The organism is Streptomyces cynarae (genome assembly GCF_025642135.1).
Lineage (GTDB): Bacteria > Actinomycetota > Actinomycetes > Streptomycetales > Streptomycetaceae > Streptomyces > Streptomyces cynarae.
This window is the reverse complement of record NZ_CP106793.1, coordinates 7,551,282-7,572,927: the sequence shown is the minus strand read 5'-3', so window position 1 is coordinate 7,572,927 and position 21,646 is coordinate 7,551,282. Positions and strand designations below refer to the sequence as shown.

Annotated in this window: 20 protein-coding genes and 1 pseudogene; 7 read left to right on the top strand and 14 right to left on the bottom strand. The window is 70.7% G+C overall.

Going from position 1 to position 21,646, the window contains the following annotated elements:
* Nucleotides 1–79: 79 nt before the first annotated feature.
* From N8I84_RS34135 to N8I84_RS34100, 8 genes and pseudogenes are all read right to left on the bottom strand, one after another.
* Nucleotides 80–568 (bottom strand): macro domain-containing protein, encoded by a 489-nt coding sequence (locus N8I84_RS34135; protein ID WP_263233337.1) that lies wholly within the window; start codon nt 566–568, stop codon nt 80–82.
* 43 nt (nt 569–611) lie between these two features.
* Nucleotides 612–2,078 (bottom strand): amino acid permease, encoded by a 1,467-nt coding sequence (locus N8I84_RS34130; RefSeq protein ID WP_263233336.1) that lies wholly within the window; start codon nt 2,076–2,078, stop codon nt 612–614.
* A gap of 271 nt (nt 2,079–2,349) precedes the next feature.
* Nucleotides 2,350–4,530, bottom strand: coding sequence for a 3-hydroxyacyl-CoA dehydrogenase NAD-binding domain-containing protein (locus N8I84_RS34125; protein ID WP_263233335.1), 2,181 nt, complete (start codon nt 4,528–4,530; stop codon nt 2,350–2,352).
* Nucleotides 4,531–4,579: 49 nt separating this feature from the next.
* A complete protein-coding gene (locus N8I84_RS34120) occupies nt 4,580–5,794 on the bottom strand; it encodes an acetyl-CoA C-acetyltransferase (protein WP_263233334.1) in 1,215 nt (404 codons plus the stop codon).
* Nucleotides 5,795–5,797: 3 nt separating this feature from the next.
* A complete protein-coding gene (locus N8I84_RS34115; protein ID WP_263233333.1) occupies nt 5,798–6,991 on the bottom strand; it encodes a CaiB/BaiF CoA transferase family protein in 1,194 nt (397 codons plus the stop codon).
* Between the two features lie 193 nt (nt 6,992–7,184).
* Nucleotides 7,185–7,331 carry a morphogenic membrane protein MmpA gene (gene mmpA / locus N8I84_RS34110; RefSeq protein ID WP_263233332.1) on the bottom strand — a complete coding sequence of 49 codons (147 nt, stop codon included), beginning with the start codon at nt 7,329–7,331 and terminating at the stop codon, nt 7,185–7,187.
* A gap of 62 nt (nt 7,332–7,393) precedes the next feature.
* Nucleotides 7,394–8,093, bottom strand: a pseudogene (locus N8I84_RS34105) (endonuclease V).
* Nucleotides 8,094–8,127: 34 nt separating this feature from the next.
* Complete coding sequence (locus tag N8I84_RS34100; RefSeq protein ID WP_263233331.1) at nt 8,128–8,451, bottom strand: plasmid stabilization protein; 324 nt, start codon at nt 8,449–8,451, stop codon at nt 8,128–8,130.
* A 289-nt stretch (nt 8,452–8,740) separates the two neighbouring features.
* Between N8I84_RS34100 and N8I84_RS34095 the strand changes: the two genes are divergently transcribed.
* Nucleotides 8,741–9,157, top strand: a complete 417-nt coding sequence (locus N8I84_RS34095) for a spore wall synthesis regulator SsgD (protein WP_263233330.1) — start codon at nt 8,741–8,743, stop codon at nt 9,155–9,157.
* A 111-nt stretch (nt 9,158–9,268) separates the two neighbouring features.
* Here N8I84_RS34095 and N8I84_RS34090 read toward each other — a convergent pair whose 3' ends face one another.
* On the bottom strand, nt 9,269–10,111 hold the full coding sequence (locus N8I84_RS34090) for an isocitrate lyase/PEP mutase family protein (RefSeq protein ID WP_263233329.1): 843 nt from the start codon (nt 10,109–10,111) through the stop codon (nt 9,269–9,271).
* A 370-nt stretch (nt 10,112–10,481) separates the two neighbouring features.
* Here N8I84_RS34090 and N8I84_RS34085 point away from each other — a divergent pair, with 370 nt between their 5' ends.
* From N8I84_RS34085 to N8I84_RS34070, 4 genes are all read left to right on the top strand, one after another.
* Entirely contained in the window at nt 10,482–12,110 is a 1,629-nt protein-coding gene (locus N8I84_RS34085; RefSeq protein ID WP_263233328.1) for an ABC-F family ATP-binding cassette domain-containing protein, read from the top strand.
* A gap of 107 nt (nt 12,111–12,217) precedes the next feature.
* Nucleotides 12,218–12,994, top strand: a complete 777-nt coding sequence (gene ddaH, locus N8I84_RS34080) for a dimethylargininase (RefSeq protein WP_263233327.1) — start codon at nt 12,218–12,220, stop codon at nt 12,992–12,994.
* 257 nt (nt 12,995–13,251) lie between these two features.
* Entirely contained in the window at nt 13,252–14,226 is a 975-nt protein-coding gene (locus N8I84_RS34075) for an acyl-ACP desaturase (protein ID WP_263233326.1), read from the top strand.
* A 233-nt stretch (nt 14,227–14,459) separates the two neighbouring features.
* Nucleotides 14,460–14,927 carry a hypothetical protein gene (locus tag N8I84_RS34070; RefSeq protein ID WP_263233325.1) on the top strand — a complete coding sequence of 156 codons (468 nt, stop codon included), beginning with the start codon at nt 14,460–14,462 and terminating at the stop codon, nt 14,925–14,927.
* Between the two features lie 302 nt (nt 14,928–15,229).
* Here the strand turns inward: N8I84_RS34070 and N8I84_RS34065 are convergent, their stop codons facing one another.
* Nucleotides 15,230–15,445 carry a hypothetical protein gene (locus N8I84_RS34065; protein WP_181139054.1) on the bottom strand — a complete coding sequence of 72 codons (216 nt, stop codon included), beginning with the start codon at nt 15,443–15,445 and terminating at the stop codon, nt 15,230–15,232.
* Between the two features lie 53 nt (nt 15,446–15,498).
* A complete protein-coding gene (locus N8I84_RS34060; RefSeq protein ID WP_263234972.1) occupies nt 15,499–15,750 on the bottom strand; it encodes a WhiB family transcriptional regulator in 252 nt (83 codons plus the stop codon).
* Nucleotides 15,751–16,085: 335 nt separating this feature from the next.
* Here N8I84_RS34060 and N8I84_RS34055 point away from each other — a divergent pair, with 335 nt between their 5' ends.
* Both N8I84_RS34055 and N8I84_RS34050 read left to right on the top strand, forming a co-directional pair.
* Nucleotides 16,086–16,886 (top strand): VOC family protein, encoded by an 801-nt coding sequence (locus N8I84_RS34055; RefSeq protein WP_263233324.1) that lies wholly within the window; start codon nt 16,086–16,088, stop codon nt 16,884–16,886.
* 207 nt (nt 16,887–17,093) lie between these two features.
* A complete protein-coding gene (locus N8I84_RS34050; protein WP_263233323.1) occupies nt 17,094–18,314 on the top strand; it encodes a glycoside hydrolase family 64 protein in 1,221 nt (406 codons plus the stop codon).
* Between the two features lie 8 nt (nt 18,315–18,322).
* Here the strand turns inward: N8I84_RS34050 and N8I84_RS34045 are convergent, their stop codons facing one another.
* From N8I84_RS34045 to ligD, 3 genes are all read right to left on the bottom strand, one after another.
* Entirely contained in the window at nt 18,323–19,360 is a 1,038-nt protein-coding gene (locus N8I84_RS34045; RefSeq protein WP_263233322.1) for a LacI family DNA-binding transcriptional regulator, read from the bottom strand.
* Nucleotides 19,361–19,431: 71 nt separating this feature from the next.
* Nucleotides 19,432–20,379: a multicopper oxidase domain-containing protein gene (locus N8I84_RS34040; protein WP_263233321.1), complete on the bottom strand. Its 948-nt coding sequence runs from the start codon at nt 20,377–20,379 to the stop codon at nt 19,432–19,434.
* 210 nt (nt 20,380–20,589) lie between these two features.
* Nucleotides 20,590–21,636: a non-homologous end-joining DNA ligase gene (gene ligD, locus N8I84_RS34035; RefSeq protein ID WP_263233320.1), complete on the bottom strand. Its 1,047-nt coding sequence runs from the start codon at nt 21,634–21,636 to the stop codon at nt 20,590–20,592.
* Nucleotides 21,637–21,646 lie beyond the last annotated feature (10 nt).

The window sequence follows — 21,646 nt, the reverse complement described above, 5'->3', positions numbered from 1 at the left end:
CTCGGCAAGCAGTGCCCGGGGCGCTACCGGCTGGGCTTCGCCACAGGCCGACGGCGGTGATCCTCCACGTGTCCGCTGCTCAGTCACCGTGGTCGTACACGGTCACCTGTATCTCCCGCCGTACTAGCCGTTGCTCAATCAGCGGCTCCACCTGGGACCACGTACCGCCCGCCAGCCCGCAGCCGATGCGCGGCATGTGCACGGAGGCGCCGAGTTCGAGGGTCTTCTCGCCCAGCGCGGCGAGTGCCGCGTCGATCGCCTCATACCTCACCGGCACCTCCGTGCCGCTGCTCCCGCGCCTGCGTATCCCCCGCTGCCCGACCATGTTGGCCACCCACAAGGAGGGCTCAACGCGGACGTACTGAACAGCCCCCAGCCCGAAGTCGTTCGCCGCGCGGTCCCGGTGCCAGGCGCGGTACGCCGCCTCAGGCTCGGGCCAGCGGTGCGACAGCGCTCGGACGAACCCCTTCCCCCAGCCCCCGATGTCATTGCAGACATGGGCGATCACCTTGGGGCCCTCGCCCGAAGGCACGGTGGCATCACCCCGGATGTATGCGATCTCCGGCATGACGCCACCGTAGGAGCTGCCACTGACAGCGGCCCCTGAGCTGCTACTTCGTGAGGTCGGTCAGTTCCTGGTTCGTGGCCTGTTCGATGCGGCGGCGCAGCGCGAACCAGCCGCCGACGAGCAGGGCCGCGATCACGGGGATGAGCAGCAGGGTCTTGCGGCCGACGTCGGGGTCGTTCCACATCAGGCCGAGGCAGACCAGCAGGAAGGCGATCGTCGCGATCTCCGTGACCGGGCTGCCGGGCAGCCGGAAGGACGGTCGGGTGAGGTGGCCCGCCCGGGCACGGCGGACGAAGACCAGGTGGCAGATCATGATGATCACCCAGGTGCTGACGATCCCGAGGGAGGCCACGTTCAGCACGATCTCGAAGGCCTGGCTCGGCACGAAGTAGTTCAGGCCCACGCCGATCACGCAGACCGCGCAGGTCAGCAGGATGCCGCCGTAGGGCACCTGGCTGCGGTTCATCCGCGCCGTGAACTTGGGCGCCGAGCCCGCCATCGCCATGGAGCGCAGGATGCGGCCGGTGGAGTACAGGCCGGAGTTCAGCGAGGACATCGCGGCGGTGAGGACGACCAGGTTCATCACGTCGCCCGCGCCCTGGACACCGATCTTCGACAGCACGGTGACGAAGGGGCTCTCGTCCCCGGAGTAGACCGAGCCCGGCAGCAGCAGTGCGAGCAGGACCACCGAGCCGACGTAGAACAGACCCACACGCCACATGATCGAGTTCACGGCGCGCGGCACGACCTTCTCGGGCTCCGCGGTCTCGCCCGCGGCGACGCCCACCAACTCCAGGGCCGCGTAGGCGAAGATCACGCCCTGCATCACCAGGACGACGGGCATGAGCCCGTGCGGGAAGATCCCGCCGTGGTCGCTGATCACGCCGAGACCGGGCGTGCGGCCGTCCACCTCGTGCCGCGTGGCCAGCAGGAAGATGCCGACGAACATGAAGGCCACCAGGGTGGCGACCTTGATGATCGCGAACCAGAACTCCATCTCGCCGAAGATCTTCACCGAGATCAGGTTCACCGCCAGCACGACCGCGAGGGCGATCAGGGCGAGCACCCACTGCGGGATGGAGGTGAAGAAGCTCCAGTAGTGGGTGTAGAGCGCGATGGCGGTGATGTCGGCGATGCCGGTCGTCGACCAGTTCAGGAAGTACATCCAGCCGGCGACGTAGGCGCCCTTCTCGCCGAGGAACTCGCGCGCGTACGAGACGAACGACCCGGACGACGGCCGGTACAGGACCAGCTCGCCGAGGGCGCGCACGACGAAGAAGGCGAAGACGCCGCAGACCAGGTACGCCAGCGCGAGGGCAGGACCCGCGTTGTGCAGCCGTCCTCCGGCACCGAGGAAGAGTCCGGTGCCGATCGCCCCGCCGATCGCGATCATGTTGATGTGGCGGGCCTTGAGGTCCTTGCTGTAACCGGCGTCGCCCGCGTCCGCGGGCGCCCGGGTCGCATCGGTGTGGGATGCAACCGCGGCCGTGTTCACGGCGTCCTTGCTCACGAGTGGATCTACTCTCTGGTACGCCCGGCGCTGGGGTGGTGCGCGGGTTTCCGGATGGGGCTCGGTCCGGCCACCCTTGACGCGGCACAGACCAAGGGCTCACCTTCTCGCAGAGGCCGATTTCCATGCGATGGCGCAGGTCACAGAGCGGGACTTCTCACATGTTCCCCACATGGGCGTCCCAGAGTGGTCATAAAGGCACGGCGGGGGACCCGTGCGGGACTCCTGGTCCCGGGTCCCCCGGCCGTCTCAGCGGGCGTCGTCCACCGTCTCAGTGAGCGTCGGTGAACCGCTCCCCCTTCTCCGCCTTCTCCACCAGCAGCGCGGGCGGCGTGAACCGCTCGCCGTACCGCTCGGCCAGCTCCCGGGCCCGGGCCACGAAGCCGGGCAGGCCTCCCTCGTAGCCGTTGATGTACTGCAGGACGCCGCCGGTCCAGCCGGGGAAGCCGATCCCGAAGATCGATCCGATGTTGGCGTCGGCGACGGAGGTCAGTACGCCCTCCTCGAGGAGCCGGACGGTGTCCAGCGCCTCCGAGAACAGCATGCGCTCCTGCATGTCCCGGAACGGGATCCGGTACCCGGGCTCGGTGAAGTGCTCCCGCAGGCCCGGCCACAGCCGGCCGCGCCTGCCGTCCTCGCCGTACTCGTAGAACCCGGCGCCGCCGCTGCGCCCGGTGCGGCCGAACTCGTCGATCATGCGGTCGATGACGGCCTCTGCCGGGTGCGGTGTCCAGGTGCCGCCCGCCTCCACCACGGCCCGCTTGGTCTCGTTGCGGATCTTCCGGGGCAGGGTGAGCGTCAGCTCGTCCATCAGGGACAGCACCTTCGCCGGGTAGCCCGCCTGGGCCGCCGCCTGCTCGACGGACGCGGGCTCGATGCCCTCGCCGACCATCGCGACACCCTCGTTGATGAAGTGGCCGATGACCCGGGAGGTGAAGAAGCCCCGCGAGTCGTTGACCACGATCGGCGTCTTGTTGATCTGCCGCACCAGGTCGAAGGCGCGCGCCAGCGCCTCCTCACCGGTCCGCTCCCCCTTGATGATCTCGACGAGCGGCATCTTGTCGACCGGCGAGAAGAAGTGCAGCCCGACGAAGTCGGACTGCCGCTCCACACCCTCCGCGAGCGCGGTGATCGGCAGGGTGGAGGTGTTGGAGCACAGCAGCGCGTCGGGCTCGACGACGTTCTCGATCTCCTGGAACACCTTGTGCTTGAGCGCCGGATCCTCGAACACGGCCTCGATGACGGCGTCGCAGCCCGCGAGGTCGGCGGCCTCGGCGGTGGGGGTGATGCGGGCGAGCAGCGCGTCGGCCTTCTCCTGGGTCGTACGCCCCTTGGAGACCGCCTTGGCGCACAGCTTCTCGGAGTAGCCCCTGCCCTTGACGGCCGCCTCGAGGGAGACGTCCTTCAGGACGACCTGGATGCCCGCGCGGGCACACGCGTAGGCGATGCCCGCGCCCATCATGCCGGCGCCGAGGACGGCCACCTTGCGGACCTGGCGCGGTTCGATGCCCCCCGGGCGGTTGGCGCCCGAGTTGACGGCCTGGAGGTCGAAGAAGAACGCCTGGATCATGTTCTTCGCGGTCTGCCCGGTGACCAGCTCGGTGAAGTAGCGCGCCTCGATGGTCAGGGCGGTCTCGAAGTCGACCTGGGAGCCCTCGACGGCCGCCGCGAGGATGTTGCGCGGGGCCGGGTAGGGGGCGCCGTTCAGCTGCTTCCTCAGGTTGGCCGGGAAGGCGGGCAGGTTGGCGGCGAACTTCGGGTTGGACGGCGTACCGCCCGGGATCTTGTAGCCGGGCCGGTCCCAGGGCTGGTGGGACTCGGGGTTGGCGTCGATGAAGGCGCGGGCCTTGGCCATCATCTCCTCGGGGGTGGCGGCGACCTCGTGCACGAGACCGTTCTCCAGCGCGCGCCGGGGCGAGTACTGGGTGCCCTGGAGCAGCACCTTCAGCAGGGCGTCGGCGATGCCCATCAGGCGCACGGTGCGGGTGACGCCGCCGCCCGCCGGGAGCAGACCCAGGGTGACCTCGGGAAGGCCGATCTTGGAGCCGGGGGCGTCGAGGGCGATGCGGTGGTGGGAGGCGAGGGCGATCTCGTAGCCGCCGCCGAGGGCCGCGCCGTTGAGGGCGGCGACGACCGGCTTGCCGAGGGTCTCGATACGGCGCAGGGAGTTCTTGATCGCCACACCGGTCTGGAACGCCTGCTGGGCGTCCTCGGGGCCGGCCTTGATCATGTCCTTGAGGTCGCCGCCCGCGAAGAAGGTCTTCTTCGCGGAGGTGTAGACGATGCCGCGGATGGAGTCCTTCTCGGCCTCGGCCCGCTCGGCGATCGCCGCGATCGACTCCTTGAACGCCTGGTTCATGGTGTTCGCGGACTGGTTCGGGTCGTCGAGGACGAGGGTGACGACGCCGGTGTCGTCCTGCTCCCAGCGGATGGTGGTGGACTCTGTGCTCATCGGGGTGCTCCGTAAGGTCCGTTCGAACCGTTCGATCCGTTGGGGAAGGTCAGACGCGTTCGACGATCGTGGCGATGCCCATGCCGCCGCCCACGCACAGCGTGGCCAGCCCGTACCGCTTGTCCTGCCGCTCCAGTTCGTCCACCAGCGTGCCGAGGATCATCGCGCCGGTCGCGCCGAGCGGGTGGCCGAGCGCGATGGCGCCGCCGTTGACGTTGACCTTGTCCAGGGACAGCCCCATGTCCTTGGCGAAGCGCAGCACGACCGCGGCGAACGCCTCGTTGATCTCGACGAGGTCGATGTCGTCGATCGTCAGCCCGGCCTTGGCGAGGGCCTTGCGGGTGGCGGGCGCGGGTCCGGTCAGCATGATCGTCGGCTCGGAGCCGGAGACCGCCGCGGACACGATCCTGGCCCGGGGCCGCATCCCGTACCGCTCGCCGGTCTCCTTGGAGCCGATGGCGACGAGGGCCGCGCCGTCGACGATGCCTGAGGAGTTGCCCGCGTGGTGGACGTGGTCGATCTGCTCGACCCAGTGGTACTTCTGCAGCGCCACCGCGTCGAAGCCGCCCAGTTCGCCGATGTCCGCGAACGACGGCTTCAGCTTGGCGAGAGAGTCGGCGGTGGTGCCGGGCCGCATGTGCTCGTCGTGGTCGAGGACGACGAGACCGCTGCGGTCCCTCACGGGGACCACGGAGCGGTCGAAGCGGCCGTCCTTCCAGGCCGCCGCCGCCCGCTCCTGGGACAGCGCCGCGTACTCGTCGACGTCCCTGCGGGAGAAGCCCTCGATGGTGGCGATGAGGTCGGCGCCGATGCCCTGCGGCACGAAGTTGACGGTCATGTTGGTCATCGGGTCGGCGAACCAGGCGCCGCCGTCCGAGGCCATCGGAACCCGGGACATCGACTCGACGCCGCCCGCGAGCACCAGGTCCTCCCAGCCCGAGCGGACCTTCGCGGCGGCCAGGTTGACCGCTTCGAGACCGGACGCGCAGAAGCGGTTCTCCTGGACGCCGGCCACCGTGTCGGGCAGTCCGGCGGCGATCGCGGCGATCCGGGCGATGTCGGAGCCCTGGTCGCCGACCGGGCTCACCACACCGAGCACGATGTCGTCGATCGCGGCGGGGTCGAGATCGGGAAAACGCCGCCGCGTCTCGTGGATGAGCCCGACCACCAGGTCGATGGGCTTGGTGCCGTGCAGGGCGCCGTTGGCCTTGCCGCGTCCGCGCGGGGTGCGGATCGCGTCGTAGACGTACGCTTCGGTGCTCAACTGTCAGCCTTTCGAGGAGGGTCGGCCGGGCAGGCGCGGCTCGGGAGGGTCGAAAGCTTCGTCGGTCGCCGCCCCGAGGAGTCGCGGCACGTCCCAGTCGCGGGCGACGTCCTCGGTGTCGGCGCCGGGCTGCGCGGGCCCGCCGTGCACCGCCGTATGGGTGACCGAGAAGCGGGGCGCGGGCGCCGGCTGGGTGATGCCGCCGTGGTCGGTGAAGGTGCCGCGGGCGGCGAGGTGGGGGTGTGCCGGCGCCTCCCGGAGTGACAGGACGGGCGCCACGCACGCGTCGGAGCCTTCGAAGACGGCGGTCCACTCGTCGCGCGTGCGGGTCTTGAAACGGGCCGCGACCAGCTCCCGGAGTTCATCCCAACGGGCGACGTCCTTGCGGGCCGGGGCCCGGTCCGCGATCCCCAGCAACTCCACGAACTCCCCGTAGAACTGCTGTTCAAGGGCACCCACCGCCATGTAACGGCCGTCGGCCGTCTCGTAGGTGCCGTAGAACGGGCAGCCTCCGTCGAGCAGGTTGGCGCCGCGCCGGTCCTGCCAGCCCCCGGCGGCGAGCATGCCGTGGATCATCGAGGCCAGGTGGGCGGCACCGTCGACGATGGCCGCGTCCACCACCTGGCCGGTTCCGGTCGCGCGGGCGTGGTGGAGGGCGGCGAGAACGCCGACCACGAGGTAGAGCGCGCCTCCCGCGTAGTCGCCGACGAGGTTCGCGGGGACCGCGGGCGGCGCGTCCGGGGCGCCGATCATGCCGAGCGTGCCGGTGAGCGCGATGTAGGCGATGTCGTGTCCGGCGCGCGGGGCGAGCGGGCCCTCCTGGCCCCAGCCGGTCATCCGGCCGTAGACGAGCCGGGGGTTGCGGGCGTGGCAGGTCTCGGGGCCGACGCCGAGGCGCTCCGCGACGCCCGGGCGGTAGCCCTCGATGAGGATGTCGGCGCGCTCGGCCAGGTCCAGGACGCGGGCCGGGCCCTCCTCGGTCTTCAGGTCGACGATCACCGAGCGTTTGTTGCGGTTGGTGACGTCGTACTCCGGGTCGACGGCGAGTCCGGAGCCGTTCGGCCGGTCCACGCGGACGACGTCGGCGCCGAGATCGGCGAGGAGCATGCCGGCGAACGGGCCGGGCCCGATACCGGCCAGCTCGACGACGCGCACGCCGGCGAGGGGGCCCAGCCCCGGCGTCCTTGCCACTGCCATCCGGCCCCCAGCTCCGTGAGACACCCGATCCGAGATCGGCGTTGTCGAGAACGTGTTCCAGTACGGGCACTATCCGATCGAGCAAGCGCTTAGTCAAGCGTGGGCCTCGACCGCATACTCTCCGTACGCACATTCTCGCCTCACCGTAGTCGCGGCCACCGACAACGGCACGGGGGGCAATCGTCGGCCGGCGTCAGGACCCCCACTCCAGGACCGTGACGACCATCCCGACGATCCAGGCGAGCCCCGCGAGAGCGGTGAGCAGCAGAGCGGCCGTCACGGCACGCTCGACGGGCTGGGCGGGGTGGCTCACGGTCTTCGGCGCACGGTGTGTCGTCATGTGTCCCACCTTGCCGATCACGGCGGTGCGGCCACATCCGTTCACCTACTCAGGCGCAGTACTCAGGCCGCGGACCCGACGGCCTCCTTGAGGGCGCGCCTGCACAGGCTGTCGGCGCGCCGGGTGGACTCGGGGATGCGGTACACCGGGGCGAGCGCGAGGGTGTGCGCGCAGGCGGTGTCGAGGCCGACCCCGGTGCCCCACGGAGACGAACACCGGCTTGACGCCCGCCTGGGTGCGCAGGGCGCTGCCGACCTCCTCGCTGCCCGCGAGGAGCGGGCTGCTGCTGCCGCGCTCGGTCCCCGGCTCCGCGTAGGCGAAGGTGAACGGGTTCTTGGCGACGCCGATCGTGGGCAGTCCGGTGAGGACGCCGAGGTGGCTCGCCAGACCGAACCGGCGCGGGTGGGCGAGGCCGTAGCCGTCGCAGACGACCATCCCGGGATCGCGGTCCAGGGCCTCCAACGCGGCCAGGACGGTGGGGATCTCCCGGAAGGCGAGCAGACCGGGAACGTACGGGAAGGAGACCTCACCGACGGCCGTGGCCTCGGCGAGAGGGGTGAGCGTGGCCGCGTCCAGGACGACGGCCGCCGCCGCGACCACGCCGCGCTCGTCGTCGTAGGCGACGTCGACCCCCGTCACGGGGCCGGTCCCGGGCGGCGGCCCCGGTTCGTCGAGGATCACCCGGCCGCGCAGCTCGTCCTGCACGGCACGGGCCTCTTCTTCGGTCGCGGGCCAGCCCGCGGGGGTGCGTACGACGGTCATGGTGGTGACGAGCGTACGACCCCCCGGACCGCCGTCACTTGCCCAGCGCGCGCTGAAGCTCGCTCTTGTTCATGTCCGAGCGGCCGCGGATGTTGCGCCGCTTGGCCTCCTCGTACAGTTGGTCGTACGTCTGCCCCTGGGAGCCCTTGCCCGAGCGCTGTCCGCCGCGCTTGGCGGACGACTTGTCCTGGGTGGACGTGCGGCTCGCGGTCTTGGACTCACCGGAACGGGCGCGCTCCTTGTTCACGGTCCGCGCCGCGATCTCCTTGGCGCGTCCCTCGCCCTCCCCGCGGTCGCGCGCGCTCTCCTTGATGTGCTCGTACTGTCGTTCCCGCTTGGGGCTCGAGCCGCGTGGCATGACCGTCACTTCCTCTCCGAATGCGGTGCTCCCCGAGTACCCCTTTCGCCGCGGTTCACCGCCACCACCCGCCCGGGAACCGAACGCGCGTACGCGGTGTCCTCTCCGGTGTCCCGGAGACCGCGGGACACCGGAGTGATCGCCCTCACCGTGCGCCGTCCGGTGGCATGGACTCGGTGACAGAGGTCACTCGCATTTCATGTGCACGGATTGGCCGATTCCATCGTCTCTTCAAGTGCCTGGCCTCATCCGCCCGAAGTCCGTCCAGCCGTCACAAGGGAGCAAGGCGTTGTCGACCGTCATCGAGCAGCCCGTGGAGGCCCGTCTCGTCGCTGCCGCGCCGCGCATGCAGAGCATTCCGGCCGTGCTCCACTACGACCGGAGCGACCCGTTCGCCGTCCGCATGACCTTCCCCGCCCCCGCCACCCTGGAGGGTGTGGAGGTGTGCTGGACCTTCGCCCGCGAACTCCTCGCCGCCGGCCTGGAGGGCCCGGAGGGGCACGGGGACGTCCGGGTGCGGCCGTACGGCTACGAGCGCACCGTCCTGGAGTTCCACGCCCCGGAGGGCACCGCCGTGGTGCACGTCCACTCGGACGAGATCGAGCGCTTCCTGCAGCGGACCACCGAGCTGGTGCCGGTGGGTCTGGAGCATCTTCAGGTCGACCTGGACCACGACCTCGCGGAACTGATGCGGGACGCGTGCTGAACTCCTCGGTGCGCCCGCTCGCCGTCCTTCGGTCCGACGTCGCGTGCGGGTCGTCCGTGGCCGGTCGCGCCCGGTCGGCGGAGCCGGACACGGTCACAACCCCGCATCCCTTCAGGCCTTCTGGCTGCTCCCGCCCAGCAGCCCGTTGAGCTCGCCGTAGTCGAGGCCGGCGGCCAGTGCGTCGTACGTTCCCGCGTCGAGCAGCTCCCTTGCGGCGCGGCGGACCAGGGCGTGGGCGGCCTGTGCGATGCCCGAGCCGACGCTGACCCGGGCGACGCCGAGGGCGGCCAGTTCGGCCACCGCGGGCGCGCCCGGGCCGGCCATCACGTTCAGCGGGCCCTCGATGCCCTCGGCGAGTGCCTTCACCGTCACCGGGTCGACGGCCCCGGGGACGAAGACGCCGTCCGCTCCGGCGGCGAGGAACGCGGCTGCCCGCTCCAGGGTCTCCTCCAGGCCTCCGGCGCCGCGCAGATACGTGTCGACGCGCGCGTTGACGAACAGAGGCACCCCGGCCGCCTCGGCGGCCTCGCGCGCGGCGGCGATGCGCGCCGCCTGCTCGGCGACCGGGCGCAGCGAGGCGCCGCCGCCGTACAGGCCGTCCTCGATGTTGACGCCGACGGCGCCCGCCGCCAGCACCGCCCTGATCGTGGCGCCGACGCCCGCGGCGTCATCGGCGTACCCGGTCTCGACGTCCGCGCTCACCGGGACGCGCACCGCGTCCGCGATCCGGGTAAGGGCCGCGAAGGCGTCGCCGCCGGAGAGGCGGTCGCCGTCGGCGGCGCCCAGCTCCCAGGCGAGCCCGGCGCTCGTCGTGGCGACGGCCGCGGCCCCCGCGTCCTCGACGAGCCTCGCGCTGGCGACGTCCCAGACGTTGGGCAGCACGAGCGGACGACCGGGCACATGCAGGGAACGGAAGGCGAGGGCCTGCTCACGCGGCGAGGTCTTGTTCGTCATGCGGACGAGTCAACCAACGGGCGGGGGCCGGTGGCTGGCGGAAATCCGACATGCGGGTAGGGCGGACGACAAGGGCGAGGGACCGGGGGCGCCCTCCGCGCATTTAATTGCGTTGACGCTCTCCCGAGCCCCTCGTACGGTGTTCAACGCTTCTGTTGCCGCCGGGAGGAGAAGGACGTTGCTCGTCTGAGGTCTTGAGACACCGCGTCGCACAGCACTGCCCGTGTCTGTGTGCGTCGCGTGCGACCTCGGCGTTCGAGCCGTCCTTTCGGTGCGGAGCTTCCTCTTCCCTCCGTTCGCGGACCGTCGCCTCATGCGGTGTCTCACACGCGTTGCCCGACACCCGCCCCTGAGCAACCGCGAGGCCCGTATGTCATCTTCCATCACCTGCACCTCCCTTTCCTTCTCCTGGCCCGACGGCACCTCCGTCTTCGAGGACCTCCAGGTCGCCTTCGCCGCCGGCAGGACCGGGCTCGTCGGAACCAACGGATCTGGGAAGTCCACCCTGTTGAAGCTGATCGCCGGCGAACTCACCCCGGCTTCGGGCACCGTGCGCGTCACGGGAGAGGTCGGCCATCTGCCGCAGAACGTGACGCTCGACACCGCCCTGCGGGTCGACGAGGCCCTCGGCATCGCCGCCCAGCGCGCCGCGCTCCACGCCATCGAGGCGGGCGACGTGGCGGAGGAGCAGTTCACGACCGTCGGCGACGACTGGGACGTGGAGGAGCGCGCCGAGGCGATGCTCGGTGAACTCGGCCTCGGTCACATCGGGCTGGACCGCACCATCGGCGAGGTCTCCGGTGGCGAGTCCGTCCTGCTGCGGCTGGCCGCGCTGCTGCTGCGCCGCCCGGACGTGCTGCTGCTCGACGAACCCACCAACAACCTCGACCTGTACGCGCGCAGACGGCTGTACGCGGCGGTCGAGTCCTGGCCGGGGCTCATGGTCGTGGTCAGCCACGACCGGGAACTCCTCGACCGGGTCGACCAGATCGCCGATCTGCGCGTCGGGGAGGTCACCTGGTTCGGCGGCACCTTCTCCGCGTACGAGGAGGCACTGGCCGTCGAACAGGAGGCGGCCGAGCGCATGGTGCGCGTCGCCGAGGCCGATCTGCGCAAGCAGAAGCGCGAACTGGTCGACGCGCAGGTGAAGCTGGCGCGCCGCAAGCGGTACGGGCAGAAGATGTGGGACAGCAAGCGCGAACCGAAGATCGTCATGGGGGCACGCAAACGGGCCGCACAGGAGTCGGCGGGCAAGCACCGTCTTCTGCACGAGGAGCGGCTCGCCGAGGCCAGGGAAAGACTGGACGAGGCGGTCGAGGCGGTCCGGGACGACGACGAGATCCGCGTCGACCTGCCGTACACGGCGGTACCGCCGGGGCGGTCCGTCCTGACGCTCCTGGACCTGGAGCTGACGTACGGCGCCCGTGTGCAGGGGGGCCTGGAACTGCGCGGTCCCGAGCGGATCGCGTTGATCGGGCGCAACGGCGCGGGCAAGACCACGCTGCTGCGCACCATCGCGGGCGAGTTGGACCCGGTGGCGGGCGAGGCGACGGCGCATGTGCCGCTGCGCTTCCTGCCGCAGCGACTCGACGTCCTGGACGACGGGCTGACGGTGGTGCAGAACGTGGCCCGGTTCGCACCCGCCGCCACCAACAACCGGATCCGGGCACGCCTGGCCCGCTTCCTGTTCCGCGGCACCCGGGCCGACCAGCCGGCCGGAACCCTGTCGGGTGGCGAGCGCTTCCGCGCCGCCCTGGCCGCGCTGATGCTCGCCGAGCCCGCGCCGCAGCTGCTCATGCTGGACGAGCCGACCAACAACCTCGACATGGCGAGCGTGCGGCAGCTCACCACGGCCCTGGAATCGTACGAGGGCGCGCTGATCGTGGCGAGCCACGACCTGCCGTTCCTGGAGTCGATCGGCATCACACGCTGGCTGCTGCTCGACGGAGAGCTGAAGGAGACCACGCCGGAGGCCGTCGGGGAGCCCGACCGGCCCTGACCGGAAAGGCACCTGGTCCGGACGGGGCCGAAACCCGGGGCTTTGTCCCCGGGTTCCGGCCCTGCATGATGGCGGGCGACATCATCAGCCGAGACGGAGTCCCGCACGTGCCCAGCAAGAAGGCCCTCATCCGCCGACCCAGCCCGCGCCTGGCCGAGGGGCTGGTGACCCACATCGAGCGGGAGAAGGTCGACGTCGATCGCGCGCTCGAGCAGTGGGAGGCGTACGCGCGGACGCTGCGCGAGCACGGCTGGGAGACGATCGAGGTCGAACCGGCCGACGACTGCCCGGACTCGGTGTTCGTCGAGGACACGGTGGTGATGTACAAGAATGTCGCACTGATCACGCGACCGGGCGCCGAGTCACGGCGCGAGGAGACGGCGGGCGTCGAGGAGGCCGTGGCCCGGCTGGGCTGTTCGGTGAACTGGATCTGGGAGCCGGGCACCCTCGACGGGGGCGACGTCCTGAAGATCGACGACACGATCTACGTCGGCCGCGGCGGACGCACCAACGCGGCCGCCGTCCGGCAGATGCGCGCGGTGTTCGAACCACTGGGCGCCCGAGTGGTCCCGGTGCCCGTCACGAAGGTGCTGCACCTGAAGTCGGCGGTCACCGCGCTGCCCGACGGAACGGTCATCGGCCATGTGCCGCTGGTGGACAAGCCGTCGCTGTTCCCGCGCTTCCTTCCGGTGCCGGAGGAGCCCGGGGCGCACGTCGTGCTGCTCGGCGGCGACAGGCTGCTCATGTCGGCCGCAGCGCCGAAGACGGCGGACCTGCTCGCCGACCTCGGTCATGAACCGGTCCTGGTGGACATCGGCGAGTTCGAGAAGCTCGAGGGATGTGTGACGTGCCTGTCGGTGCGGCTGCGGGAGTTGTACGGCTGACCGGCTGAAGCGGCCACCCTTTCGCCCGTGTTCATCCCTGTCCACCCCGTTACATCCCCGTCGACTTCGCGTCAGCGGGGACTTCCGCACGCCGGACGGAGTCCTCCCCTTGCGGTCTTCCGGGCGTACGGGCAGGGCTTTTACAGCGCCCTTAACCTACGGATTCGTAACCTACGGGTTCGTAGCCTACGATCCCGTAAGTTCCGGCACCGCTCGCCGGCTGCACCGCTGTTCCTCCCCGTCTCCCTGGAGTTCCTGTGACGATCACCTCTCCCCACCTCGGCAGCCCCTCCGTCTGGACCGACGCGCGGCTGCTGTACGCCCTGGAGGAAGTGGTCGAGAACGAGCTGAACCGGCATCTGAAGGTAGCCAGGGACTGGATGCCGCACGAGTACGTCCCCTGGGGCGACGGCCGCAACTTCCCGGGCTTCTTCGAGGACGGTGTGGCCTGGGAGAAGGAGCAGTCGAAGGTCACCGACATCGGCCGGATCGCGCTGGTCGTCAATCTTCTGACGGAGGACAACCTCCCCAGCTACCACCACGAGATCGCCACGCTGTTCGGCCGCGACGGCGCGTGGGGCACCTGGGTGCACCGCTGGACGGCGGAGGAGGGCCGGCACGGCATCGTGATGCGGGACTACCTGCTCGCCTCCCGCGCTGTCGACCCCGACCAGCTGGAACGTTTCCGCATGGCGCACATGAGTGAGGGCTTCGAGTCGGACAACCGGCACTCGATGCTTCACTCCGTCGCCTACGTCGCCTTCCAGGAGCTGGCGACCCGCATCTCGCACCGCAACACCGGCCACCAGTCCGGCGACCCGGTCTGCGACCGGATGCTGGCCCGCATCGCGACCGACGAGAACCTGCACATGGTGTTCTACCGGAACCTGCTGAAGGCCGCGTTCGAGATCGCACCCGACCTGACCATGCAGGCGGTGCGGGACGTCGTGGTGGGCTTTCGCATGCCCGGCCACGGCATCCCCGGCTTCGAGCGCGCCGCCGCGCAGATGGCGATCGGCGAGGTCTACAACCTGCGCATCCACCACGACGACGTGCTCCAGCCGGTGCTCCGCTTCCTGAAGGTCCTGCAGATCGACGGCCTGGGGCCCGAAGGCCTCCGGGCTCAGGAGGAACTCGGCCTGTTCATGGACGGCCTCGACAGCGAGGCCACGCGGTTCGACGAGAAGCTGGCCACCCGCAAGGCCCGGATGGCGGCCAGGGCCGAGGCGTAACCGCGTCGGTACCCGCATCCGAGTCCGTAACCGCGTCGGGTACCCGCATACGAGTCCGTATCCGCCTCCGGATCCGCCGCAAACGCCACGCCGCGCCACCCTGTTCGCCGCACTGGAGCATCCCTCAGGATGCATATGCCGGGTGGACGTCCCCGCGGGCCGACCCGCCCGGCCTGTCCCTGTCGTACGCCTGGTCGGGCCGGTCGGGCCGGGTGGCGCCCCTGGAGCGGGTCATGACGAATCCGATGTGGATGCGAGGCGTCCAGTGGCTGGCCGCCGCCGCACCGGACCCGCACGCCTGCGCAGAGCAGTGGGAGCGGGGCGAGGGCACGGTGCTGCTGGAGGCCGGACGCCACTGGGACGTGGTGAGCGTTCCGCGCCGCCTGGGGCTGCTCGCCCTGGACATTCTGTGGGACGACCCGCTGCGGACGCCCGGACCGACGCTGGTGGACTCGGCGGCGCTCAGGGTGGGTTTCCTCGTGCCGCCGGATCCGCCCGGCCACTGGGCCGGCGCCGGGGTCCGCCATGCGGGCAGGGGTGCCTGGGTCGCCGTGCCCCCGCCGTACCGGCCTGCCGGTTCCCTGGAGTGGATCGTCCCGCCCGACGGAAACGGGCTGCTGCATTCCCCGGTCGTCCTGCGGCGCGCGCTGCGCCTGGCGGGCGAGACGCTCGCCGTCCTGGCAACCGTCAGCGAGGACTGACCCCGGACCGCCCCGGGCCACAGGCTCCCGGGTCCCAGGGCCTCTCGTTCGGATCATGCCGGGCTCGCGGGGGCTGGCACGCACTCCCCCACTGCCTTGACGGCGTGGGGACACCCCCAGCGGCGTTGTCGTCACTCGCCGACTCCCCCACGCTCGAACACGCTCGCGCGGCGGGACCCCCGCCGCGGTAGCGGCTGATGTCACAGCCTCCTCCGCCTTGCAGCTGCACGCTCGAACACGCTCGCGCAGGGGCACCCCCCATGGCCCCGCTCACTGATCCCGCCTGAGCCAAACGAAAGACCCTAGGCGGCCTCGTAGTGGTGGGCGTCCGCGCCGCGCCACTTCACCCACGCCGGGTCGTCGAGCAGGTCCTCGGCGTCGGGCAGCCCGGCCCGGCCGAGGAACTCGATCACGTCCTCGTCGGAGAACGCCACCCCCAGGCTCTCCCCGCGCGCGGTCACCCGGCGGCCGCCGGTGCCCGACGGCGGATGAACGATGACAGGAGCCCGTCCGGACATGTCTCCAGCATCGTCCCGGGCGTCCGGCCGCGCATCCGGACGGGTGAGAGCTCTCACTTGCTGTCCGGCGTCCGCCTCAGTTGCAGCCGCTCCTTCTCGGACAGCCCGCCCCAGACGCCGAACCGTTCGTCGTGGGCGAGCGCGTATTCGAGACACGCGGCACGGCTCTCGCACAGCCCGCAGATACGCTTCGCCTCCCGCACCGAACTGCCCGGCTCGGGGAAGAAGAAATCGCCCCCCGTCTGCGCACAGAGCGCCTGGGCCTGCCAGGGGATGTCGGACGCGATGATCGCTTCGATGTGCATGGCCGAGATCGTGCCGCGCGGCGAAAAACGTTCGATCAACACGTGATCAACGGCGGACCGGCCGTCCCCGGGCCCACCGCGACCGGGGACGACAACTGACAACACACGGCCTCGCAGGGCACGACGTCGTGGGGCTCACGGCCTCGTGCGGCTCCCGATGATGTCCTCGCCTCACGGCGCCGCGCACGGCGGCGCGCCGAGAACTCCGTGACGAGAGCGCACGCTGCCGATACACGTCGTCACAGGAGCCCGCCGCGTCATTCCGGCGGCGATTGTCAGTGGGGGGTGGAAGACTCGGCAGAGCAGGCACCGGGAACCCTCGAAGGAGGGCAGAGATGCTCACCACCCGTTTCGTCAACGGCGCTCCGAACTGGCTCGACATCGGCACCCCGGACATCGACGGCGCCAACTCCTTCTACGGCGACCTCTTCGGCTGGCGGTTCCAGTCGGCGGGCCCCGACGCCGGCGGCTACGGCTTCTTCCAACTGTCCGGCAGGACCGCGGCCGGCGGTATGCAGACCACCCCGGAGCAGGGGCCGCCGTCCTGGACCGTCTACTTCCAGAGTGCCGACGCGGAGGCCACGGCCAAGGCGGCCGAGCAATCCGGGGGCAGCGTGCTCATGCGGCCCATGGACGTGATGGGTGAGGGTCACATGGCCGTCCTCGCCGATACGGCCGGCGTGCCGTTCGGCATCTGGCAACCGGGCCGCACCAAGGGCATCGAGGTGGCCGGCGACCCGGGCTCGTTGTGCTGGGTCGAGCTGTACACGCCGGACATCGCCCGCGCCGCCGCGTTCTACCGCCAGGTGCTCGGCTGGGAGACCGAGGGCGTCCCCTTCCCCGGCGGCACCTACACGTGCATCAACCCGGAGGGCGGCGGCCGGGACGACATGTTCGGCGGCCTCGTCCCGCTGGCCGACGACCCCACGGAAGCGGAGGTCGGTGCGCACTTCCTGCCGTACTTCGAGGTCGCGGACACGGACGCCACGGTGAGCCAGGCGCAGGAGCTGGGCGGCAGCGTCCAGGTGCCCGCGGCGGACATCGAAGGGGTGGGTCGTATCGCCCGGCTCGCCGACCCGTACGGAGCCCGCTTCGCGGTGATCAAGAGCGCACCGCCGCAGCCGCAGCAGAGCTGACGCCGGTCGGTTCCGGGCGCGGTGCCGACGTCCTGTTCGCACGCACGGCGCCCCATCCTTCTTCCGCCCCAAAAGCGGTCCCCGCGCTGTCACTTCTTGAACGCGAAAAATTTCTGAGAGCGCTCTCAGTCATAACCCTTGACGCTTCAACTCCTCCTGGGAACAGTGGGACCACTCCTCCTCCCCCCACATCCCAGGAGCCCCCTCGTGATATCGCGCCGAGCGTTTCTGTCGGCGGCCACCGCGGCCGCCACCTCCCCCGCCTGGTCGGCCGCCCTCGCCCCCAGCACCGCCCAGGCGGCCCCCGCCACCTGCCAACTCGCCCTCCGCAACGCCTCGTTGCCTGGCACCGTCCGGGCGTACGTCACGGGACACGAGCAGTCGACCGGCAACTGGATGCTCCTGCGCGCCGACGGCAGCGTCTACCGGCCGGGCTCCCCCTCCGCGCCGCACAGCCCGCTCCCCGTCGACTGCGCGATCCCCCTGGGCCCCGCGGGCTCGCCCCCCACCGTGCTGACGCTTCCCCAGATGTACGGTGCCAGGATCTACTTCGTGCGGGACGCCGCCCTCGACTTCTTCCTCAACCCGGGCCCGGCCCTGGTGGAGCCCGCCTTCGCCACCCCCGCCGACCCCAACTACGGCAAGACCTGGTCGTTCTGCGAGTTCACCTTCAACTCGGCGCAGCTGTACGCGAACATCAGCTATGTCGACCTGGTGACCGCCCTCCCGATCGGACTCACCCTGGAGGGCGACGCCACCCACACCGTCGCACCGCTCCCCGACGGCGCCGTGGACCGGATCGCCTCGGCCCTTTCGGCCCAGGCCGCGAAGGACGGGCAGCCCTGGGACAAGCTGGTCATCCACGGCTCGGACGGCAAGGTGCTACGCGCCGTCTCCCCGCAGAACCTGATGGCACCGTACTTCGGCCAACCCGACCGGATGCCGTTCCGCGAACTGTGGACCGCCTACATCGACCAGGTCTGGGACAAGTACCGCGCCACGGACCTGAGGATCGACCTCCAGGGGGGCCGGGGCGTGTTCACCGGCCGGGTCACCGGCGACACGCTCACCTTCACGGGCGGGCACACCTTCTCCAAGCCCACCTCCAGGGACGTCTTCACCTGCGACCACGGGCCGTTCGCCAACAACCCGGGCGACCCCGACGACAAAAAGGCTCTGCTCGCGCGTCTCGCCGCCGGCTTCAACCGCTCGCTGATGCTCACCCACCCGTACCAGCCGAACGGCCTGACCAGCGCGGACTACTACCGGGGCGCGGTGACCAACCACTGGGCGCGCTGCGTGCACGCGAACTCGCCGATCGGGTACGCGTTCCCGTACGACGACGTGCGTCCGGACGGTCAGCCGGACGTGTCGGGGGCGGCGTACGACGGGAACCCACGCCGGTTCACGGTGACGGTCGGTTCATGACCGTGCCGTCACGCCGACGCACGCCGTACCAGCGTCGTCGGCAGCACCACGCTCGACGGCACACCGCCCACTCCCGGATCTTCAGCGCGCCGGTCGAGGCCGCGCAGCAGGAGGCGGGCCATCAAACGCCCCATCTCCTCGATGTCCTGGCGGACCGTCGTCAGCGGCGGGTCGGTCTGTTCGGCGACCGGCAGCATGTCGTCGAAGCCGATGACGGCGACGTCGTCGGGCACCCGGCGGCCCTCGTCGCGCAGCACCCGCAGGGCGCCCGAGGCGCTCAGGTCGTTGGCGGCGAACACGGCGTCCAGGTCCGGGCAGCGGCCCAGCAGCTCCCGCATCGCCCGTTCGCCACCCGCCGGCGTGAAGTCCCCCTCCACGACGAGCCCCGGGTCGGCGTCGACCATCACGTCGCGGAACCCGTCGAGTCGGTCCACTGCGGACGTCTGGTCGAGGGCGCCGGTGATGTGCGCGATACGGCGGCGGCCGAGCCCCACGAGATGGCGCACGGCCTCGCGGGCACCGCCGCGGTTGTCGCTGTCGACGTAGACGGCGCTGCCGGTGCCGTCGCCCCAGCCCGGCCGCCCGCCGAACACGGTGGGCACCCCGGCCCGCTGCACCAGCTCGGGCAGCGGGTCGTCGAGGTGCAGCGAGAAGACGAGCGCGCCGTCGACGTGCCCGCCTGCGAGATAGCGGCCGACCCGGGCGTGGTCGGCGCGGCCCTCCGTCAGCAGCAGGACGAGCTGGGAGTCGTGGGCCGTCAGTTCCTTGCTGATGCCGCGTAGTTGCAGGGCGAAGAAGGGGTCCGCGAAGACCCGGGTCTCCGGCTCGGCGATCACGACCGCGACCGCGTCGTGCCGCTTGGTGACCAGGCTGCGCGCGGCCTGGTTCGGCACGTACCCGAGTTCCTCCACGGCTCGGCGCACCCGCTCGACGAGGGGTTCGCGCACTCCGTCGCCGCCGTTGACGACGCGGGACACCGTCGCCCGGGAGACCCCGGCCCGGGCAGCCACGGCCTCCAGCGTGGGGCGCGGCGCGGTCTCGGTCACGTGGGGCTCCTCCTCGGCGGTTGCCGATCAGGATAGCCCCGGCCGCCCCTGCGCTGAGAGCGCTCCCAGACCTAGTGCTTGTGTGACGAATCGTCGTATTCGGGGATCGTTCCGTCCTCTCTCCGCACGAGGAACAGCCCGGCCATCCCCTTGTCGGAGTGCCTTTGGACGTGGCAGTGGTACATCCACGCGCCCGCGCCGCCCGACTCGCCGGCGATGACCTGGAAGCCGAAGGAGGCACCGGGACCGACGACCCTGGTGTCGATGAGCTGGCTCGAGTCCTCGGGACCGGCGAGCAGTCCCGTGCGGTTGTCCGCCCACCGGTGACCATGCAGGTGGAACGTGTGGAAGTCGTCCCCGTGCGTGATCATCACGAACTCGACGCGCTCCCCCACGACGGCCTCGAAGGTGGGTCCGGCGTGCCCCTTGCCGTTGTTGATCGACGTCTCGTTGAACACGATGGTGTGCGTGGTGTCGGGGATGAGGTCGCCCTGACGGCGCACGATCAAGCCGCCGAACAGGCCCGCGCGCACGCCACCGGTGCCGTGCGAGGTGCCGATGGCATGGTCGTGGTAGTGCCAGTAGCCCGCGCTGCCCTCCCGATAGGTGCCGTCCTTGCGGCGGCCGGGGGCGTGCGTCTTCCACACGTAGGTGCGTTTGCGGCCAGGTTTCACGAGGCTTCCGGTGAGCTTCGTTCCGTCGTTGCTGATCGTGTAGTCCACCCCGTGCACATGCAGGCCCGTCGAGACGTCCAGCCGGTTCTCGAACTCGATGTACAGCGTGTCACCCTCGACCGCCTCGATCACCGGGCCCGGGATGGTCGCCTTCTTGCCTGCGAGGCCGTAGCCCATCCGACCTTTACCGAGCTCCGCGGCGAAGAGTTTGATGTGCCTCTCCTTGCCACCGGCGGGCGCCGTCCGCGGCCCACCGTCCGCGAAAGCCTCAGGAGCAAGTGACAACGATGTCGCAACGGCGGCGCCACCGATCAGCATCCGCCGGTGGAAGCTGCGTCTGTCCATGCGGAACTCCCCATCCTCGTACGCAATTCACGGAGAAGAGCCGCTGGGGCGAACAACGGACCGGTAGCGGCACAGCGCGAGCTTATCCGCATAAAGGACAGATTCTTCGTATTGCCGACATACCGACATATAAGTGTCGTGGGGAGGGTGACGTCCGCGCGGGTCAGGGAGACGTCGGAACAGGTCGGGTCACCGGGGACGCAGAACACGTCAGGAGGCGGCCGGCCCCTCGGGGGTCTCCCGCTTCCGCTCCCGCCGTGCCCGGCTCGGCTGCACGCGCTTCGGCTCGCCCGGCATCTTCGGATACTCGGGCGGATAAGGCAGATCACCGAGCCCGTGGTCGTGTTCGTCGCGGCGGGCGAGTTCGAGGAGCGCCTCGAGGGAGAAGGCGTGGTCGTCCATGTCCGCGTGGACGTCACCCAGTTCGGCGAACCGGCGGGGCATGGTCGCGAGGTCGAAGTCGCCGGGTTCGGCGTCGTCGACCTCCTCCCAGCGCAGCGGCGCCGACACGGGAGCATGGGGTCTCGGGCGTACCGAGTAGGCGGAGGCGACGGTGCGGTCGCGGGCGGTCTGGTTGTAGTCCAGGAAGATCTTCTCGCCCCGCTCCTCCTTCCACCAGGCGATGGTCACGTGCTCGGGCATCCGCCGCTCCAGCTCGCGCCCGACGGCGATCGCGGCGCGGCGCACCTGGGTGAAGGTCCAGCGGGGCTCGATGGGCACGAAGACGTGCAGGCCCCGGCCGCCGGACGTCTTGGGCCAGCCGCGCAGCCCGCCGTACTCGTCGAGGACGGCGCGCAGTTCATGGGCGGCACGCACGGCGTCGGCGTAGTCGGTGCCGGGCTGCGGGTCGAGGTCGATGCGCAGTTCGTCGGGGCGGTCGACGTCGGCGCGGCGCACCGGCCACGGATGGAAGGTGAGTGTGCCGTACTGCGCGGCCCAGACGACGGCGCCGGCCTCGGTCGGGCACATCTCGTCGGCGCTGCGGCCGCTGGGGAAGGTGATGTGCGCGGTGGGGATCCAGTCGGGCATGCTCTTGGGCGCCCGCTTCTGGAAGAACCACTCGCCGGTCACCCCGTCCGGGTAGCGCTCCAGGGTGGTCGGCCGGTCGCGCAGGGCGCGCAGGATGCCGGGCCCGACGGCCATGTAGTACTGCGCGAGGTCGAGCTTGGTGAAGCCGCGCTCCGGGAAGAAGACCTTGTCCGGGCTGGACAGCCGCACCGTCCGGCCCGCCACCTCCAGCTCCACCGCATCGCCCATGCGAGCCACG

Excerpts from the sequence above, each read along its gene's own strand:
- N8I84_RS34125 (WP_263233335.1), bottom strand. The coding sequence starts at position 4,530 with ATGAGCACAGAGTCCACCACCATCCGCTGGGAGCAGGACGACACCGGC.
- N8I84_RS34040 (WP_263233321.1), bottom strand. The coding sequence starts at position 20,379 with ATGGACAGACGCAGCTTCCACCGGCGGATGCTGATCGGTGGCGCCGCC.
- N8I84_RS34100 (WP_263233331.1), bottom strand. The coding sequence starts at position 8,451 with ATGCCACGCGGCTCGAGCCCCAAGCGGGAACGACAGTACGAGCACATC.
- ligD (WP_263233320.1), bottom strand. The coding sequence starts at position 21,636 with ATGGGCGATGCGGTGGAGCTGGAGGTGGCGGGCCGGACGGTGCGGCTG.
- N8I84_RS34065 (WP_181139054.1), bottom strand. The coding sequence starts at position 15,445 with ATGTCCGGACGGGCTCCTGTCATCGTTCATCCGCCGTCGGGCACCGGC.
- N8I84_RS34115 (WP_263233333.1), bottom strand. The coding sequence starts at position 6,991 with ATGGCAGTGGCAAGGACGCCGGGGCTGGGCCCCCTCGCCGGCGTGCGC.
- N8I84_RS34060 (WP_263234972.1), bottom strand. The coding sequence starts at position 15,750 with ATGCACATCGAAGCGATCATCGCGTCCGACATCCCCTGGCAGGCCCAG.
- N8I84_RS34090 (WP_263233329.1), bottom strand. The coding sequence starts at position 10,111 with ATGACGAACAAGACCTCGCCGCGTGAGCAGGCCCTCGCCTTCCGTTCC.
- N8I84_RS34070 (WP_263233325.1), top strand. The coding sequence starts at position 14,460 with ATGACGAATCCGATGTGGATGCGAGGCGTCCAGTGGCTGGCCGCCGCC.
- N8I84_RS34085 (WP_263233328.1), top strand. The coding sequence starts at position 10,482 with ATGTCATCTTCCATCACCTGCACCTCCCTTTCCTTCTCCTGGCCCGAC.
- N8I84_RS34135 (WP_263233337.1), bottom strand. The coding sequence starts at position 568 with ATGCCGGAGATCGCATACATCCGGGGTGATGCCACCGTGCCTTCGGGC.
- mmpA (WP_263233332.1), bottom strand. The coding sequence starts at position 7,331 with ATGACGACACACCGTGCGCCGAAGACCGTGAGCCACCCCGCCCAGCCC.
- N8I84_RS34055 (WP_263233324.1), top strand. The coding sequence starts at position 16,086 with ATGCTCACCACCCGTTTCGTCAACGGCGCTCCGAACTGGCTCGACATC.